This is a genomic window from Acidithiobacillus sp. AMEEHan, from assembly GCF_030996345.1.
Classification (GTDB): Bacteria; Pseudomonadota; Gammaproteobacteria; order Acidithiobacillales; family Acidithiobacillaceae; genus Igneacidithiobacillus.
In genome coordinates, this window is the sequence record NZ_CP118747.1 from 1,540,526 (window position 1) to 1,555,143 (window position 14,618).

Annotated in this window: 19 protein-coding genes; 18 read left to right on the forward strand and 1 reads right to left on the reverse strand. The window is 57.2% G+C overall.

Annotation, left to right across the window (positions count from 1 at the left end):
* The first annotated feature begins 9 nt into the window (after positions 1-9).
* The 16 genes from ORD17_RS07955 (at position 10) to ORD17_RS08030 (ending at position 12,916) form a co-directional block, all read left to right on the forward strand.
* Positions 10-1,065, forward strand: coding sequence for an FAD-dependent oxidoreductase (locus tag ORD17_RS07955; protein ID WP_308387824.1), 1,056 nt, complete (start codon positions 10-12; stop codon positions 1,063-1,065).
* A 5-nt stretch (positions 1,066-1,070) separates the two neighbouring features.
* Positions 1,071-1,862 (forward strand): hypothetical protein, encoded by a 792-nt coding sequence (locus ORD17_RS07960; RefSeq protein WP_308387826.1) that lies wholly within the window; start codon positions 1,071-1,073, stop codon positions 1,860-1,862.
* Between the two features lie 26 nt (positions 1,863-1,888).
* Positions 1,889-2,608, forward strand: a complete 720-nt coding sequence (locus ORD17_RS07965; protein ID WP_308387827.1) for a 4Fe-4S dicluster domain-containing protein — start codon at positions 1,889-1,891, stop codon at positions 2,606-2,608.
* The gene (locus ORD17_RS07970) at positions 2,601-3,512 is read left to right on the forward strand and encodes a CoB--CoM heterodisulfide reductase iron-sulfur subunit B family protein (protein ID WP_308387828.1); all 912 of its coding nucleotides are present in this window, start codon (positions 2,601-2,603) and stop codon (positions 3,510-3,512) included. The genes ORD17_RS07965 and ORD17_RS07970 overlap by 8 nt, the downstream gene beginning before the upstream one ends.
* 70 nt (positions 3,513-3,582) lie before the next feature.
* Positions 3,583-4,029, forward strand: coding sequence for a glycine cleavage system protein H (locus ORD17_RS07975; RefSeq protein WP_215872342.1), 447 nt, complete (start codon positions 3,583-3,585; stop codon positions 4,027-4,029).
* Positions 4,026-4,421 carry a DsrE family protein gene (locus ORD17_RS07980; protein WP_215872341.1) on the forward strand — a complete coding sequence of 132 codons (396 nt, stop codon included), beginning with the start codon at positions 4,026-4,028 and terminating at the stop codon, positions 4,419-4,421. The genes ORD17_RS07975 and ORD17_RS07980 overlap by 4 nt, the downstream gene beginning before the upstream one ends.
* Before the next feature lie 48 nt (positions 4,422-4,469).
* Positions 4,470-4,907 (forward strand): glycine cleavage system protein GcvH, encoded by a 438-nt coding sequence (locus tag ORD17_RS07985; RefSeq protein WP_308387829.1) that lies wholly within the window; start codon positions 4,470-4,472, stop codon positions 4,905-4,907.
* Positions 4,908-4,983: 76 nt separating this feature from the next.
* The gene (locus ORD17_RS07990; RefSeq protein ID WP_308387830.1) at positions 4,984-6,111 is read left to right on the forward strand and encodes a radical SAM protein; all 1,128 of its coding nucleotides are present in this window, start codon (positions 4,984-4,986) and stop codon (positions 6,109-6,111) included.
* 15 nt (positions 6,112-6,126) lie between these two features.
* The gene (locus ORD17_RS07995; protein WP_308387831.1) at positions 6,127-7,218 is read left to right on the forward strand and encodes a lipoate--protein ligase family protein; all 1,092 of its coding nucleotides are present in this window, start codon (positions 6,127-6,129) and stop codon (positions 7,216-7,218) included.
* On the forward strand, positions 7,209-8,003 hold the full coding sequence (locus ORD17_RS08000) for an FAD-dependent monooxygenase (protein ID WP_308387832.1): 795 nt from the start codon (positions 7,209-7,211) through the stop codon (positions 8,001-8,003). The genes ORD17_RS07995 and ORD17_RS08000 overlap by 10 nt, the downstream gene beginning before the upstream one ends.
* Complete coding sequence (locus ORD17_RS08005; RefSeq protein WP_308387833.1) at positions 7,958-8,266, forward strand: hypothetical protein; 309 nt, start codon at positions 7,958-7,960, stop codon at positions 8,264-8,266. Before ORD17_RS08000 ends, ORD17_RS08005 begins: the two co-directional genes overlap by 46 nt.
* 26 nt (positions 8,267-8,292) lie before the next feature.
* Positions 8,293-9,429: a radical SAM protein gene (locus ORD17_RS08010; RefSeq protein WP_308387834.1), complete on the forward strand. Its 1,137-nt coding sequence runs from the start codon at positions 8,293-8,295 to the stop codon at positions 9,427-9,429.
* A 195-nt stretch (positions 9,430-9,624) separates the two neighbouring features.
* On the forward strand, positions 9,625-10,986 hold the full coding sequence (locus ORD17_RS08015) for an outer membrane protein transport protein (RefSeq protein ID WP_308387836.1): 1,362 nt from the start codon (positions 9,625-9,627) through the stop codon (positions 10,984-10,986).
* Positions 10,987-11,107: 121 nt separating this feature from the next.
* Entirely contained in the window at positions 11,108-11,497 is a 390-nt protein-coding gene (locus ORD17_RS08020) for a hypothetical protein (protein ID WP_308387837.1), read from the forward strand.
* A 20-nt stretch (positions 11,498-11,517) separates the two neighbouring features.
* Positions 11,518-12,528, forward strand: a complete 1,011-nt coding sequence (locus ORD17_RS08025) for a lipoate--protein ligase family protein (RefSeq protein WP_308387838.1) — start codon at positions 11,518-11,520, stop codon at positions 12,526-12,528.
* 16 nt (positions 12,529-12,544) lie between these two features.
* The gene (locus ORD17_RS08030) at positions 12,545-12,916 is read left to right on the forward strand and encodes a hypothetical protein (protein ID WP_308387840.1); all 372 of its coding nucleotides are present in this window, start codon (positions 12,545-12,547) and stop codon (positions 12,914-12,916) included.
* Positions 12,917-12,956: 40 nt separating this feature from the next.
* Here the strand turns inward: ORD17_RS08030 and ORD17_RS08035 are convergent, their stop codons facing one another.
* Complete coding sequence (locus ORD17_RS08035) at positions 12,957-13,280, reverse strand: hypothetical protein (RefSeq protein ID WP_308387842.1); 324 nt, start codon at positions 13,278-13,280, stop codon at positions 12,957-12,959.
* A 114-nt stretch (positions 13,281-13,394) separates the two neighbouring features.
* Here ORD17_RS08035 and ORD17_RS08040 point away from each other — a divergent pair, with 114 nt between their 5' ends.
* Positions 13,395-13,793 carry a hypothetical protein gene (locus tag ORD17_RS08040; protein WP_308387843.1) on the forward strand — a complete coding sequence of 133 codons (399 nt, stop codon included), beginning with the start codon at positions 13,395-13,397 and terminating at the stop codon, positions 13,791-13,793.
* The gene (locus ORD17_RS08045; RefSeq protein WP_308387844.1) at positions 13,790-14,611 is read left to right on the forward strand and encodes a CbbQ/NirQ/NorQ/GpvN family protein; all 822 of its coding nucleotides are present in this window, start codon (positions 13,790-13,792) and stop codon (positions 14,609-14,611) included. The genes ORD17_RS08040 and ORD17_RS08045 overlap by 4 nt, the downstream gene beginning before the upstream one ends.
* The last annotated feature ends 7 nt before the right edge of the window (positions 14,612-14,618 follow it).

Genomic DNA, 14,618 nt, shown 5'->3' on the forward strand with positions numbered 1-14,618 from the left:
GAACGATCAGTGAGTGCACAAGATACGGTTCTAGTAGTAGGTGCGGGCCCGGCGGGCCTTTCCGCGGCGGCCACCGTGGCAGCCATGGGCAAGAAAGCAGTCATCGTCGAGAAGGAAGACATTCTTGGCGGTGCCCCGATCATCTCGGGGTATGCCAAGTTGGTTCCCTCGGGCGAGTGGGCCAAAGATGCCATCGGCCGTATGGTGAGTCGGGTAGAAGGGGACGGCAACGTCAGCATTCACAAGTCTACCAAGGTCACCCAGCTGGATGGCGAAGCTGGCAATTTTACTGCCACCCTGAGCAACGGTAAAAAGGTCGAGGCCGGCAGTATCGTCCTCGCTACCGGATTTACCCACTTCGACTCTATCAACAAGCCTGAGTGGGGATTCGGTACTTATGAAGACGTGTTGACCACCTCGCAGATGGAGCAGATGGTTGCTACTGGCAAGATTCAATGTCCGTCTGATGGTCGTGTGCCGGAGCGTGTTGCCATTTTACTCTGCGTCGGTTCCCGTGACCGGCAGATTGGCCGCGAGTGGTGCTCCAAGATCTGCTGCACAGTTTCTGCGAACTTGGCCATGGAGATCAAAGAGATCTCTCCGAGCACCGACGTGTTCATTTACTACATGGATATCCGGACCTTCGGGCTCTACGAAGACAAGTTCTACTGGAAGAGCCAGGAAGAGTACAAGACCAAGTTCGTCAAGGCGCGTATTGCCGAGGTGACCAAGTCTCCTGATGGCCGCCTCTTGGTAAAAGGCGAAGATACCTTGGTCAAGCGTCCGATCGTGATCCCGATGGACATCGTCGTACATGCTATTGGCATGGATCCGAATGCACTGAACCCCGAAATCGCCAAAACCTTTGGTATCGGTTTGGAAAAACACGGTTTCATCGACAAGGCCGAGCAGTACACCAACAGTCAGGGGACTACGCGGAAGGGTATTTACACTTGCGGCGCCTCTACCGGCCCGGAAGACATCGATACCTCGATCGCCCAAGGCCAGTCGGCTGGTTCCCGTGCGGTAGCGGATCTCTTCTCGGCACAGAAAGTCGCCGTTTGATCCTGATGCAAGAGTCCGTTACGCCGGCCAAGTTGCCCATCGACCTGGATATCGGCCTGCTCAAGAAGTCGTTCTACGAGCTTGAGGAGGCCCTCGAAGGGCAGCAAGGTTTGTCTGATCTCATTGCCATGCTGGAAGAGAAGGGGGCAGTATTTCAGTCCATTCTTTCGGATATTGACAAGGGGTTGGATGAGGACGGAATGCGTTCCTTGGTGGAGCGAATGTTCACTGCGCGGCGAAAGCTTTGGCCAACCCTGGAGGCCTACGGAGCGTCGGCCTTGCGCTCCGCGATCGCTGACCTGCTCAGTGGTCACGGAGATTTGCCGCAACGCATGCAACGTTTCCAAGAAGCCATACCTGCGCAGGGCAAAGCGCAGAGGGCCCTGCGAGACTTGGCGGCGGAACTGTTGCACTTCTCCAATCCAGAAGTGTATCCGCTTATGACCCGTTGGGTCTGGGACCAAGGCACGAGCTCTGGAGCGGTACGCGAGTTCGTACGTGGCGGTGACTACATCACCGACTTTCCCCTAGGGGAGAGCCCGGAGATGTTTGAGGGTGTGCGGGAGTGGATGCGGCAAGGGCTGTCCGAGCTTGGAGTGTATCGCGATCTCCCCTACCTCATCGATGTGTTGCTGGCATATCAATACTCACAATATTTGCGGGCCATGGCAGAAGGGTTCCTGCGCTCGGATTTTGGCGGGCAATCGGATTTCATCGAGCAGATTCATAAGTTGCTGGGAGTCGAAACGCAGCGGCGCATGGGCGGCTCACGGATCAAAGGCAAAGACGTTCACTAGTTTTCCAAATTTAGGAGTTCCTGGTTATGGCTATTCATGAGAAGACACTGATCGATCCCGATCGCATTCTCCAACATGATCATTTGGTCGTGGATGGTGTGGATGTGTCGGGATCTTGGAATACCATGATCTCCCCTCGTACCCTGGTGGATTACGAGCCGGATTTCGAAAAGATCATTCAGAGCTACGGCGGTGGCGAGAACGTGCATCGTTGTTGGCAGTGTGGTTCCTGCACCAATTCCTGCACCATGTATGCGCAGAATGTGGACTTCAACCCGCGCTACTGGATTTACCTGATTCGCCTGGGTCTGAAGGCCGAGCTGATGAAGGATAAAGACATCATTTGGCAATGCGTGTCCTGCAACAAATGCACCAACATTTGCCCCAAGGACGTCCGCCCCGAAGGCGTGATGAAGGCCACCGCACACTGGCTGGAAGAGAATGGCTACACGCCAAAGACCCCATCCACTCACTTTGATGAGGAATTTACTCATCAATGTCTGGAGTTCGGCCGCATTGAGGACACGGAAGTCATGATGGGCTTCTTCAAGCGTTCCGGCCAGCCACTCGTGCAGACCTGGATCATCAATTTTGGTAAGAATCTCAGCAAGCACATGCCCCTGGGTCAGTTGGCCAAGATGGGCCTGAACGTTGTGTTTCGCCCCAAGACCAAGTCCTGGGGCCGTACTGGCGAAGTGCTTGCGGAGTATGTGAAGACGCAGAAGGAGGCCGCGCATCATGGCTAAGGTTGCTTATTATCCCGGCTGTGCCCTGGAGGGCTCTGGCGGGCCGTACGACAAGTCCACTCGCGTATTGGTGAAAGAGTTGGGTCTCGAGATGGAAAATCTTGAGGATTACAACTGCTGCGGAGCCATGGAGGTCAAAAACATTCACCCCATGCTGCAGACCTACATGTCGGCGCGGAATCTGGCAATCGCCAGCAAACTCCAGGGTTGTGACACCGTTATGGCCCCCTGTAATGGTTGCTATCGCAATCTCAAGCAGACCGAGTATGAGTGTGCGACCTCGGAAGAGACGATGAAAACGGTTCAGGAGCTCGCCGAAAAGTCTGGCGATCCGGTCTACGACGGCGACGTGCGCAGCTTGCACGCCCTGGAATGGTTCATGGAAGAAATTGGGCCGGAGGGCATCAAGAGTCGGGTCAAGAAGAGCCTGAACGGGCTGAAAATCGCCAACTATTATGGCTGCATGTACACCCGGCCGCGGCAGATTTTCCCAGAGAAGGATCAGGGTCCGGGTTCTGAATCTTCCTATGCCCCGCACTTTATGGATGATCTGCTCAATGCCGCCGGCGCCGTGGCCGTCGATTTTCCGCTGAAGACCGCGTGCTGTGGCGGCGCTCACACCCTCTCGGATTCCGACACCTCCACGCAGCTGGTCCTGAACATCCTCCAGGCCGCTGAAGATGCTGGCGCCGAGGTCATCGCCACCGAATGTCCGACCTGTCATTCCGGTCTGGAAATGCACCAGGTGCGTGCGGAAGTGGAGTTCGGTATCAAATCGAACGTCAAGGTCATCTACTTCACCCAGCTGCTCGGCTTGGCCATGGGACTCTCGCCGCGGAAAGTCGGTATCCCCGACAACGTCAGCGACTCCATGGATCTTCTTGCCGCCAAAGGGATCGTCTGACCGAGTTGCGAAATGCGCCCCCTAATCGGGGGCGTTTTTTTTCGTCGCAGCAGATAACGAGGAACAGGCCATGGAATGTAACGGCTGTGAATTTCGCGCCGAGCTCTACTATGACAAGGAAAGTCAGGTCTGGGCGCGCCGTGAGGATGATGGCACGCTCACGGTGGGCATGACCGATATTTCCCAGTCCATTGCCGGCAAGATTCTACATGTGCGCGTGCGCCGACCCGGTACCCGGCGGCCCATTGGCAAGCCAGTTGCCACCATTGAAAGTGGAAAATGGGCGGGGCCGGTTCCCAATGTTTTCGACTGTGTGATCGAACTTGCCAACGAGGATGTCCTGGAAGACCCTAATCTACTCAACATCGAACCCTACGAGGCCTGGATCGCACGCGTGCGTCCGGTGGCGAGTCTGGAAGTCGCGTTGAAGGATATGGTAACGGGTGATGCCGCCTTTGAAATGTACAAGGCACGCTGCCTGCGGGACGACATTCACTGTGAGCGGGGAATGAGATGAGCAGTCACTATCTGGAAGACGACGAAGAAAAGACCGTGGTCATCGTGATGACCAGCGGACCGAGCACGGCGCATCGTTGTGCGACGCCTTTTTATTTGGGTTCCTTGTTGTCATCCATGGATGCAGAGGTTAAGATTTTTTGCACCATGGAGGCGGTCAAGCTCATGGAGAAAGGTGTTGCCGAGAACATGGCAGCCATGGAAGGTGGCAAACGCATCATCGAATTCATTCGTGATGCCAAAAATGCCGGAGCGGAGCTCTACGTATGTCGCCCCGCGTTGCCCGGCTATGCCATGGAAGAGACGGGCCTGATCGATGAGGTCGACCACGTAGCTTCAGCTGGGGATTTGGCCGACCTGATTTTGTCTGTCGATCGCTTATTGTTTTTTTAAGGGATTTATCTCTAACTGTAATTTTCCGTACACCCGAAGGAGAGCATTATGGGTACTGTTCGTGGTTGTGAAATTCCTGAAGATCTGATGTACAACGTCGAAAACAACGTATGGCTACGCAAGGAAGACGATGGCAGCGTGACCATCGGTATGACCTCGTACGCCTGTGCTCTGGCGGGTCAGATCGTATCGTACACCCCGAAGGCCGCGGGCAAGGACATCAAGAAGGATAAATCGGCCGCCACCGTTGAGTCTGGAAAATGGGTGGGTCCGTTGAAGAGCCCGGTAAGTGGGACGGTCACCGCAACTAATGATGAGGTTGCCAAAGATCCGGGTTTGATCAATAAAGATCCCTACGGCAGCGGTTGGATCGCCAAGCTGAATCCGGCGGATTTTGCTGGCGACTCCGCCGATCTCAAGACCGGAGCTGATGCCTTGGCGGCATTTGAAGAGAAGATGAACGCTGACGGTTTCGGCGGCTGCTAAGATTTTTCTCGCTAGCGCTCAGCGGCTGCCTCGGTAGCCGCTGCAGTCTTTTTGCTGACGCAGGACGGACGAACTCATGAATCCATGGTTGGACGCTGTTTCCCGGGTAGAGGCCCTTGAAGATTTGCAACTCGATACCAATCTGGTTGCGTCGATGCGTGAGCGTTGGCAGGGACTCTCGGGCAGTCAGGTCGGACGGATGAACTTCTATACTCCATCCTTTCGGCATCATGAAACCTCCGAACTGTCCACCACCAGTTGTGGCAAAAATGCTTTTCCGGCCATTTCGATCACCGGTGGTGATTGCAAGCTGCAATGTGATCATTGCAAGGCTAAAATTCTCGAACCGATGATCCCCGTGCGCTCTCCCGAGGAGCTCGATCGTCTAGTCGATCAGATCGTACTGGATGGCGGACGCGGATTATTGTTATCGGGTGGTTCCGACCATCAGAACGTGGTTCATTACGAGCCCTACTTCCCGACCGTCAGCAAGATCAAGGCGCGCTATCCCAATCTGCAGATTGCCATGCACACGGGTATCGCTACCCCAGAGTTTGCTCGCGGGATGGAGGATGCCGGTGTCGATGTTGCAATGATGGACGTCATCGGTGCCCAGGATACCATTTCCCAGGTCTACCATTTGCGCCGCAGTGTTGACGATTTCGAAGCCGCGCTGGAGGCCTTGGTCGCTACCAAGATGAAGGTGGTGCCGCATATCGTCATTGGGCTCCATTACGGTGAGATGCTGGGCGAGTGGAACTCTCTCGAAATCGTGCAGCGTCATTTGCCTAGCGCTCTGGTGCTGGTAGTGATCATGTCGCAGTACGCCAGTCAGAGTCGACCGTTTGCCACGCCACCTAGCAACGAGGTCGGTAAATTCTTTATGGACGCGCGTGCGAGCCTTCCGGATACCCCGGTATTGCTTGGCTGTGCGCGTCCCAGTGGCCTGCATCGCATGGAAACCGACAGCTATGCGGTGATGGCGGGGCTGAACGGTATTGCCTTCCCCTCTGATGGCATGCTGGCTTTGGCCAAACACCTGGATCGCGATGTTTTCGTTACCCCATCCTGCTGTTCGATGATCGTCGGCGAAGAGGTTCTCGCGCTCGGCGAGGAAAGTGGGGCCATCCCGCTCGACCATATTCCGGCTGCACCGAAACGTCGCCCGGCGCTGCGGGATATCCCCATCGTTGTAACCGCCTGAGCGCATAAGCAGGCGATGATGGGTGAGCGCGGCGCAGTACACGGGCGGGGCAAGACGCAATGGGCAGTGATCGACACTGGCCTGCGTGATGCCGACGAAAACATGGCCTTTGACCATGCCCTGATGGCTGCAGTAGCCGATGGAATGCAAGGTTCCACCTTTCGTTTTTTGCATTTCCGGGACTGTGCCTTACTTGGGCATCATCAATCCCCCCGGCAGGAACTCGATCTCGACTTTTGCATTCGCGAGAGCGTGCAGGTACAGCGTCGTCTGACTGGCGGCGGAGCGATCATCTTCGATGAAACGCAACTTGGCTGGGAGCTGGTCTGTCGGCGCGAGGAGCTGCCTGCCGGAGACATGAGCTTTTTGGCGCAGGAAATCTGCCAAGCCGCGGCCCTGGGTCTGCGCCAGCTAGGCATCGATGCACAGTTCCGTCCCCGCAACGATATCGAAGTGGAGGGGCGGAAAATTTCCGGCACCGGCGGCATCATCGATGGTCAGGTAGTGCTCTTTCAGGGTACCGTCCTGATCGATTTGGATATTCCGCGGATGCTGCGTATCCTGCGTGTCCCGGTCGAAAAGCTGGATGCTCATGCGATACAGTCGGTCGCGGAACGGGTGACCAGTCTACATGCCTTACTGGGGCGGCTGCCCGGCAAGCCAGAGGTGAAAGAGGCGCTGGTCGACGGTTTCCGCGCCCACTTCGCTTGGGACATGCGCGAGACCCCCGTACCGGAAGCGCTGACAACCTATCTGCCCACGGCCTTGGCCACCGTGCGCGACCCGGAATGGCTGCAACTGCAGGATCGCCCGCGCAGTGAACAAGCTCTCTTGCAGGCCGTGCATCGGGCTAGGGGTGGCACCTTGCGCAGTGAGCTGCTCTGGGACGAGCGTGGTAAGCGGATTCGGCAAATTGCTTTTAGTGGCGATTTCTTTGTCCAACCGCGCCGCGCGGTCCTGGATTTGGAGGCTGCCTTGCGTAACAGCCATATTGAAGACTTGCCACAGATCGTCGAACGTTGGTACCACGAGACCCCTGTCGATGCGTTGGGACTGCAGCCCAGCGATTTTGTCCAGGTGGTGCGCGAGGCATTGCCATGCGGGTAATCGACTGTGACGTACTCGTGGTCGGTGTGGGACCGGGCGGCGCGGCGGCGGCGCGGATCACCGCTACCGCTGGCTTGCATACCATCGCCGTTGACAAACGCAGCGAGATTGGTGTCCCGGTGCAATGTGCCGAGTTTGTGCCCAATCCCCTCATGCGCACGGTGCATGAGACGCTGTCGCGGGTGCAGGAAGTAAGCGGAATGCTCACCGTTCTGCCCTCAGGGGCCGCGGAGCATTCCGCGTTTCCCGGTCTGATGATCGATCGCGCGCGTTTCGATCAGGGCTTGGCAGAACTCGCCGAAATGGCAGGTGCAACGATCTGGCGGCGTACGCAATTCCGTTCGTGGGACGGCGAGATCGCCGAAATTCAACGCGATGGGGAGAGCATCGCTCTGCGCCCACGTTTTCTTCTTGGCGCTGACGGGCCCCACAGCGCGGTGGCGGCGGCTCTCGGTGTGCCGGATCAGCCGGTGGTTTTTACCCGCCAATATACGGTGCCGCTTTTGCAGGAATACTTCGACACCGATATTTTTCTGTCCGATGCTTTCCCTGGCGGCTACGCCTGGCTCTTTCCGCGCGGGCCGGTTGCCAATTTGGGTCTGGGGGCGGATCGTCGTTTCGAGAGCAACCTCAAGGCGCCTTTGGAGACGTTACATCGGCAGATGCAGGAGCGAGGTATCGTCGGGGCGGAGATCCTCGGACGCACGGGGGGCGCGATTCCAGTGGGGGGATCCGCCCCATGGTACATGAACGGGCCCTGTTGCTGGGGGATGCTGCAGGTCTGACGCATCCCATCACCGGTGCCGGCATACCTGCGGCAGTCATCAGCGGTGAAGCCGCCGGGCAGGCGACGGTCGCCTGGTTGGCTGGTGATGCGGGTGCCTTGGAAGAGTACGCAGAGGATATGACGGACCAATTTGGTCCGGCGCTCCAGCGTGCCGTGCAGCGGCGGCGCGAACTGGAGACGGTCTGGCGCAAGCCGGCGGCACAAGAGGATCGCGTGATGCGGTCTGGATGGATTGCTTTTGAGGAATATTTTGCCGCCTGAGGGTGGCTTGTCGAGGAGGATTTCACATGAGTGCGGTAGCCCCGGAAACCAATCAACCCCTGAACTTCTATCGGCCCGACTACTTTGTCAAGACGCCGGCCATGCGTTCTCCCGACTATGTGCAGTTGAGCACGGCGGCAGCCATCACTCTCGGACTCATTCCTGGCGTGATGCACCGCACCAGCTGCACTCATTGTTTGAACCTGCTCATGACCTATCCCGAGGGTTGTCGCGCCAATTGCACCTATTGCGGCTTGGCGCGCCATCGGGAAGAGAGCCGGGACTATGCCGATCGCAACTTCATTCGCGTTGATTGGCCGACGGTGCGGGTGGACGAGATGCTCGAGCGCATTGCCGCCAACAGCGATAAGGGGCAGTTTGAGCGCATGTGCATCAGCATGATCACCCATCCCGATTCCGACTACGACACCCAGGTGGTGCTCAAGCGCTGGATGGAAGTGGCACCACATATTCCTGCATCCATTCTTTCCAACCCCACTACCATGGAAAAGCAGGATCTCATCACGCTGAAGGAATTGGGCGCGGATATCTTTACCGTGGCACTGGATGCAGTAACGCCGGAGATTTTCGAGCGTACTCGCGGTAAAACAGTGCAAAGCCCCCACTCTTGGGACAAATATTGGCAGACGATCGAGTGGGCAGCGGAGATCTATGGGCCAGAGAAGTTCGGCGCCCACCTGATCTGTGGCATGGGCGAGACCGAGCAGGAAATCCTGCAGGTCTGTCAACGCATGAAGGACATGGGCGGGCACAACCACATGTTTGCCTTCTTCCCGGAGAAGGGCTCGATGATGGAAGACTGGGATCCGGTGCCGCAGGACCAGTGGCGGCGGGTACAGCTCGGACGCTTCCTCATCGACTATGCCGGTGGTCGCTTTGAGGATATGAGCTTTGACGAATACGGCCGGGTGGCGGACTTTGGCTTCCCGCAAGCCGAGCTTGAGGACATCATCGACTCGGGCAAGCCGTTCCAGACCTCCGGTTGCCCGGGCAAGGACGACGAAGAGGTAAGCGCCTGCAATCGTCCCTATGGCGATTCTTCGCCTTCGGACATTCGCTCCTTCCCCTTTGCCCTCAACAAGCAGGACGTGGAGATCGTGCGGCGCCAGATGCGCCTGAAGGATCTGCAGTTCCCCGGCTGATCGGGGTTACTACCGAAACAAGGGGCCAGAATGGCCCCTTTTTCAGTCCATTAGAATTTTATGATCCAACATATCATCAAATGACAGTATTTTCTCCTTTGATCCAAGCGAAAAAACTTTGATTGTGACGGTTATTGCAACACTTTGTTCTATCCGCCACAATCAAAACACGTTTTGACAACAGAGGGCGAGGAAGTGAAGAAGACGAAAATCTTGGGCTATGCAGTTGCCGCGGCCATTGCTGCTGCGGGTTTCTCCAGTAATGCGTTTGCCACCAACGGCTACCAGCTGATCGGTATCGGTCAGTATGCAATCGGTATGGGCGGTGCGGTTGTGGCTGCTCCTGATGATCCTTTGTCTGCGGCCATCAGCAATCCTGCGGGTCTGGCTTTGATGCGGCCGCAGGCGGCCTTCTCTGCCGAGATATTCAACCCTACTCGCAAGACCAACATGGGTTTCGGGGAGATTGGTAGCCACAGTAACGTTTATGGTATTCCGGCAATTGGTTGGGTGGCACCGGCTTTTGGCGACGGGATCGTATTCGGCGGTGGCGTCTACGGCACCTCTGGTTTGGGCGTGAACTATCTGCAACCTAATGTGATGGGTCCGGCATATCAGTATGTCAAGAATAATCAGGTTCAAATGCCTACCCCCACATTAGCGCAAGGTGTGGCGCAGGCCTACAGCAGCATCACCTTCATCCAGATGGCTCCGTCCATTGCGATGAAGGTGAATTCGCATCTCGCAGTAGGAGCCTCACTAAACATCGCGGCGGAACAGGGATCTTTTCAGCAAACATTTTCCCCTTATAGCCCTGTTGTTGTGAACAACAGACTGAACGCCTACGTTGGTGGTGGTCTGAATCTGTCCACGCCTTCTTGGGCTTATGGTGTTGGTTTGACCATTGGTGCGTTGTACAAGGTCAATGATATGGTCACCTTGGGTGCGACCTACAAATCACCAATGATTTTTACTCCTCTCACTTTCCAGGCTGGTGCTCAAGCAACGCCTAACGGTACGCAAGGTAATCCTGGTCAATACAGTGGTCATCTAAACTACCCGCAGCAGATCGCTCTGGGATTGGCTATCCGACCCATCCCGCAATGGTTAGTCAGTGTGGAAGGGCAATGGATCAATTGGCACAATACCCTCAACACCTTCAATATTTATGGTCCTTGGCAGGGCACCAATGTAGTGGCATTACCACTCAACTGGCGCAACCAGTGGGTAGCCAATATTGGCACGCAGTATGATGTCAACAATTGGCTGCAAGTGCGTGCGGGCTACACTTGGGGCTCCAACCCGGTGCCGAACACCAGTGCGGCAATTGCGTCCAACACCATCTTCCCCGCTATCGTCCAGAATGCGATTACCTTCGGTGCAACGCAAAAGCTGGGAATGGGTTGGAAGTTGACCGAGGCCTACATGCATGCCTTCAGCAATACGATGACTGGTGCCCCCGGCTCCGCGCCCTTCGCTCCTGGAGATCCTCTGCAAGCAGCATCTTCGACCCTTGCCGAGAACTCCTACGGTATCCAAGTCGGTTACGACTTCTGAGACTGTTACCCCTCCTCAAGGGTACGGGGGAGACGCAAGTCTCCCCCTTTTTGCGCTCAGCGGGCTTGCATCGAAGGTCGGTAGGCCAGACACTAGGCGGCATTGGATACGCGAGGAGCCTATGAAGACGATACCGATTGCCGATGTCAGTACCCTCAAGAATGAGCTGAACAAGTACAAGAAGGGCAAGAAGCTCGAAATTCCTCGCTTCAACCAACTCGCTCGCATGGCCTATCTGGGGCGGCTGGTGATGGCGCCTCTCGACCCCGAGGATCCCGCCTGTAAGTCCTATCTGGTCCACGTGCAGGAGCCGCAAGGGTTGGCTGCGCATTTCATTGAGCTCGATGAAGATCTGATCGACGGTATTCTCATCCTCGACGGAGAACAGGCCATGGCCATGGCAGGGATCATGCAGCAGGGGGTGGAAGACCGTGCCCGTTGGCATGAGGAGCTGAACCAGCGCGATTTCTATTTTTCCTCCTTTTATCGCCCCAAGGAGCGCGCAGAGTAGAGTCGAGCGTGGTGCCCGGAGTGCGAAGGGAACTGCGCTGGCTGGATCTCGGGCATTTGGGTGCAGGGGAACTCCACCAGTCCTATCAGGCCTTGGCCGAGTTGCGCCGTGCCGATGATCCCATCTTTTTCTTGCTGGCGACTGCCGATGCGCATCTGAGTCTCGGTGCCGCCCAGACTGCCTCTGCGGAGCTGGATGAGGCCGCTTGCGCGTCCGTAGCCGTCGTTCAGCGTCCTCTTGGTGGTGGGCTGGTTTGGGTGGAGCCGGCGCATCTGAACTATTTTTTCCTGGCTACCCCGGATGCGCGGTGTCGACGTCCGGAGGACTTGCTGGGGCGGATGGCACCGACCATCCAGGCCGTCCACGCGCAGTATGGGTTGCCTATAGAGCTGGCGGCGGGGCAGGAGTTTCGCTGTCGCGGGCGGCGTATTGGCAGTACCGGTGCCGCTACCATCGGCAAGAGTTTGGTGCTGGCGGGGAGTTTTCTGCTGCAGACCGATTGGCGCCCCCTCGTCGCCAGTGTCGCCACGCCGTCGCCGGAGTTCCGCAACACGCTGGCGCGCGCCTTGTCCGCTTCGCTCACCAGCTGGAAAGCAGAGCTCGGGTCCACGATGCTGCCCAGTCATGGCGATCTGAAGAATGCGTGGAAGGCGCAACTGCTGGCACAGGACTGGCAGATTTCCGAGGCGACGCTTGGCAGCACAAATCGTTCAGCATGGCAAAAGGTGGAGTGCGAGCCAGTGGATTGGTGGAGCCAGGGCCGCCGCCGGGTGCGCAATGGTATCAAACTGCGCGCTGAGGCATTCCTCACGGAAGAACACTGGCCGGATGGCTGGCTGCGGGTCTGGACGGAAGACGGTTACTATCGGGAAATCGGGAGTGATACCTGGCCAGAGGAATTGTGCTGGGCTTTGCAGGGAGTTGCCGCGGGCTCCACCTTGCTTCCGCGCCTGTTGGATGGCTATCTCGGTAGCAGCGCGAGGCTTTGGCAGAAACGACTGGAAGAACTTTCTGTCTGGTCCGATTCATGAAGAACAGGAGAATGGGATGCCGACGATAGAAGATCGCTTACGCAAGCGCTTGATCTGGATGACGAGCGATGAGGAAATGCTCAAGCTGGCGCGTGACAGCCTGCCGGCCGAGTGGTCGCTGACCGCGGCCTTGGCGGTGGAGGATTTTGACGACTGGCAGGAGATCCTGCTGCATCGCTTTTTGGTATTGGACTTGGGAGATCCGGCGATCGACCACAGCGTGATCGACGAAATCCGCCGTGAACACCAGTTGAACATCCCCATTTTCTGCTATGGGGGCAGCGAAGAAGAGCGCCTGGCTGCACGCTCCGCGCGGGCCGACCGTTTCTTCAACCAGGAGGAAATCCTACAAAAACTGCCGGAGTTCCTGCGCCAATTTTCCTGGTGAGGGAAGTCAGTGCCCGTCAGTAGGCGGGCACCGCAGTCGATCAGCCGACTTTGGCGTGCGCCTCGGTGTCGAGGAGCAGCTCATGGCTCTCGCTCTGTCCGTCGCTGGAAACTGTCAGTGTGGCAACGCGAACGCCAGCATCCTTGAAGGTCAGTTCGTAGGAGAACATGCCGGGCAACTCGACATTGCTCTCTTTCAAGGTCTTGCCCTCGCAGGTCAGGGTCACCTTGGCGCTACCTTGCCCGTCAAGCATGGCCTGGATGCGGAAGGGATGCCCCACCACCCGACGATAGACCTGCGGGTCACGATTGGTGTTGTATTGGAGGTTGTTGAGTTTGACCATCTTGACGAGTTTCTTGCTCATGAAAGCCCCTTTTCCGTGCATAAAATCCATTGTGGATGTCGATAGGTAAAACACGCCTATCCTAGACGAAGCAGAGGAAAAAAGGTAGCTTAGAGCGACGCGAGAGGAGTTCTCATGTACGACAAAACCCTGACGCTGGCGCGGCTGGACGCGGCGCAAGCCCGTATCGAGGGGCTTGGGCGCAATGCTGCAAATCGCGAGTTCTCTGCAAATCTGCAGGAAGGCATGGCGATTGCTGGCGACATATTGCAGGCGTTGCTGGCATCGGAGGGTAAGGAATCCGATCCGAACGCGGATCTGCTCGCGCTTTGGAAAACTCTGGTGAAGGGGCAGCCGCACTGGAATACCATCCGCGATAATTGCCGCGAGTTAGTGTATTACCAGAACTGTCTGGCAATGGATCGCGCAGATGCCTTGCCGCCGCAACCACAAAAAATGCTGCTGCACACCCTGCGGCATTTGTATCTTTACGCCCGCAGCCATACCGAACAATCGCAAGAGGAGACATCATGAGTCGGAGCAGCCATGGCGACAACGCCCTGCGCTATATCAGCGAAGAACCGTTTTACCAGCCGGTGGGGAGTGAGCTGGGGATCTTCATGGCGGCCTGGGGGCGGCGCCTGCCGGTCATGCTCAAGGGTCCGACGGGCTGTGGCAAGACCCGTTTTCTCGAGCACATGGCGTGGCGCCTCAAGCGTCCCCTGATCACCGTGGCTTGCCATGAGGATCTGACCAGCTCGGACTTGGTGGGACGTTTCCTGATCGAGGGCGACGAAACGGTCTGGCAGGATGGTCCCCTGACTCGGGCAGTGCGGGAAGGCGCTATCTGTTATTTGGATGAGATTGTTGAGGCACGCACCGATACCACCGTCGTCATCCATCCCTTGACCGACCATCGCCGTCACCTGCCCATCGATAAATTGGGAACGGAACTCACCGCCCACCCCGACTTTTTGTTGGTGATTTCCTACAACCCCGGTTATCAGACTGTATTGAAAGATCTCAAGCCTTCCACCAAGCAGCGTTTTGTCGGCATGAACTTCACCTACCCGCCGGCGGAGCTGGAGGCGCAAATCGTGATGCGCGAGTCGGGCCTGGATGCCGATCGTTCCAATAAGCTGGTGCAGGGGGCGGCGAAAGCTCGTAATCTCAAGGATCAGGGCCTACAGGAGGTTACTTCCACCCGAGCCCTGGTCTATGCCGGCACCCTGATGGCCGCGGGCCTGGCCCCGCTCGAGGCCATCGAGGCGGCCATCATCAGTCCACAAACGGACGATCCTGAACTCGCCTCGGCACTGACGGAAATCTTTACCACCTTCTTTGGCGCCTGAGGCCGAC

Excerpts from the sequence above, each read along its gene's own strand:
- ORD17_RS07995 (WP_308387831.1), top strand. The coding sequence starts at position 6,127 with ATGATGGGTGAGCGCGGCGCAGTACACGGGCGGGGCAAGACGCAATGG.
- ORD17_RS08035 (WP_308387842.1), bottom strand. The coding sequence starts at position 13,280 with ATGAGCAAGAAACTCGTCAAGATGGTCAAACTCAACAACCTCCAATAC.
- ORD17_RS08010 (WP_308387834.1), top strand. The coding sequence starts at position 8,293 with ATGAGTGCGGTAGCCCCGGAAACCAATCAACCCCTGAACTTCTATCGG.
- ORD17_RS08005 (WP_308387833.1), top strand. The coding sequence starts at position 7,958 with ATGGTACATGAACGGGCCCTGTTGCTGGGGGATGCTGCAGGTCTGACG.
- ORD17_RS07965 (WP_308387827.1), top strand. The coding sequence starts at position 1,889 with ATGGCTATTCATGAGAAGACACTGATCGATCCCGATCGCATTCTCCAA.
- ORD17_RS08030 (WP_308387840.1), top strand. The coding sequence starts at position 12,545 with ATGCCGACGATAGAAGATCGCTTACGCAAGCGCTTGATCTGGATGACG.
- ORD17_RS08000 (WP_308387832.1), top strand. The coding sequence starts at position 7,209 with ATGCGGGTAATCGACTGTGACGTACTCGTGGTCGGTGTGGGACCGGGC.
- ORD17_RS07975 (WP_215872342.1), top strand. The coding sequence starts at position 3,583 with ATGGAATGTAACGGCTGTGAATTTCGCGCCGAGCTCTACTATGACAAG.
- ORD17_RS07990 (WP_308387830.1), top strand. The coding sequence starts at position 4,984 with ATGAATCCATGGTTGGACGCTGTTTCCCGGGTAGAGGCCCTTGAAGAT.
- ORD17_RS08045 (WP_308387844.1), top strand. The coding sequence starts at position 13,790 with ATGAGTCGGAGCAGCCATGGCGACAACGCCCTGCGCTATATCAGCGAA.
- ORD17_RS07970 (WP_308387828.1), top strand. The coding sequence starts at position 2,601 with ATGGCTAAGGTTGCTTATTATCCCGGCTGTGCCCTGGAGGGCTCTGGC.
- ORD17_RS08040 (WP_308387843.1), top strand. The coding sequence starts at position 13,395 with ATGTACGACAAAACCCTGACGCTGGCGCGGCTGGACGCGGCGCAAGCC.
- ORD17_RS07980 (WP_215872341.1), top strand. The coding sequence starts at position 4,026 with ATGAGCAGTCACTATCTGGAAGACGACGAAGAAAAGACCGTGGTCATC.
- ORD17_RS07985 (WP_308387829.1), top strand. The coding sequence starts at position 4,470 with ATGGGTACTGTTCGTGGTTGTGAAATTCCTGAAGATCTGATGTACAAC.
- ORD17_RS08020 (WP_308387837.1), top strand. The coding sequence starts at position 11,108 with ATGAAGACGATACCGATTGCCGATGTCAGTACCCTCAAGAATGAGCTG.
- ORD17_RS07960 (WP_308387826.1), top strand. The coding sequence starts at position 1,071 with ATGCAAGAGTCCGTTACGCCGGCCAAGTTGCCCATCGACCTGGATATC.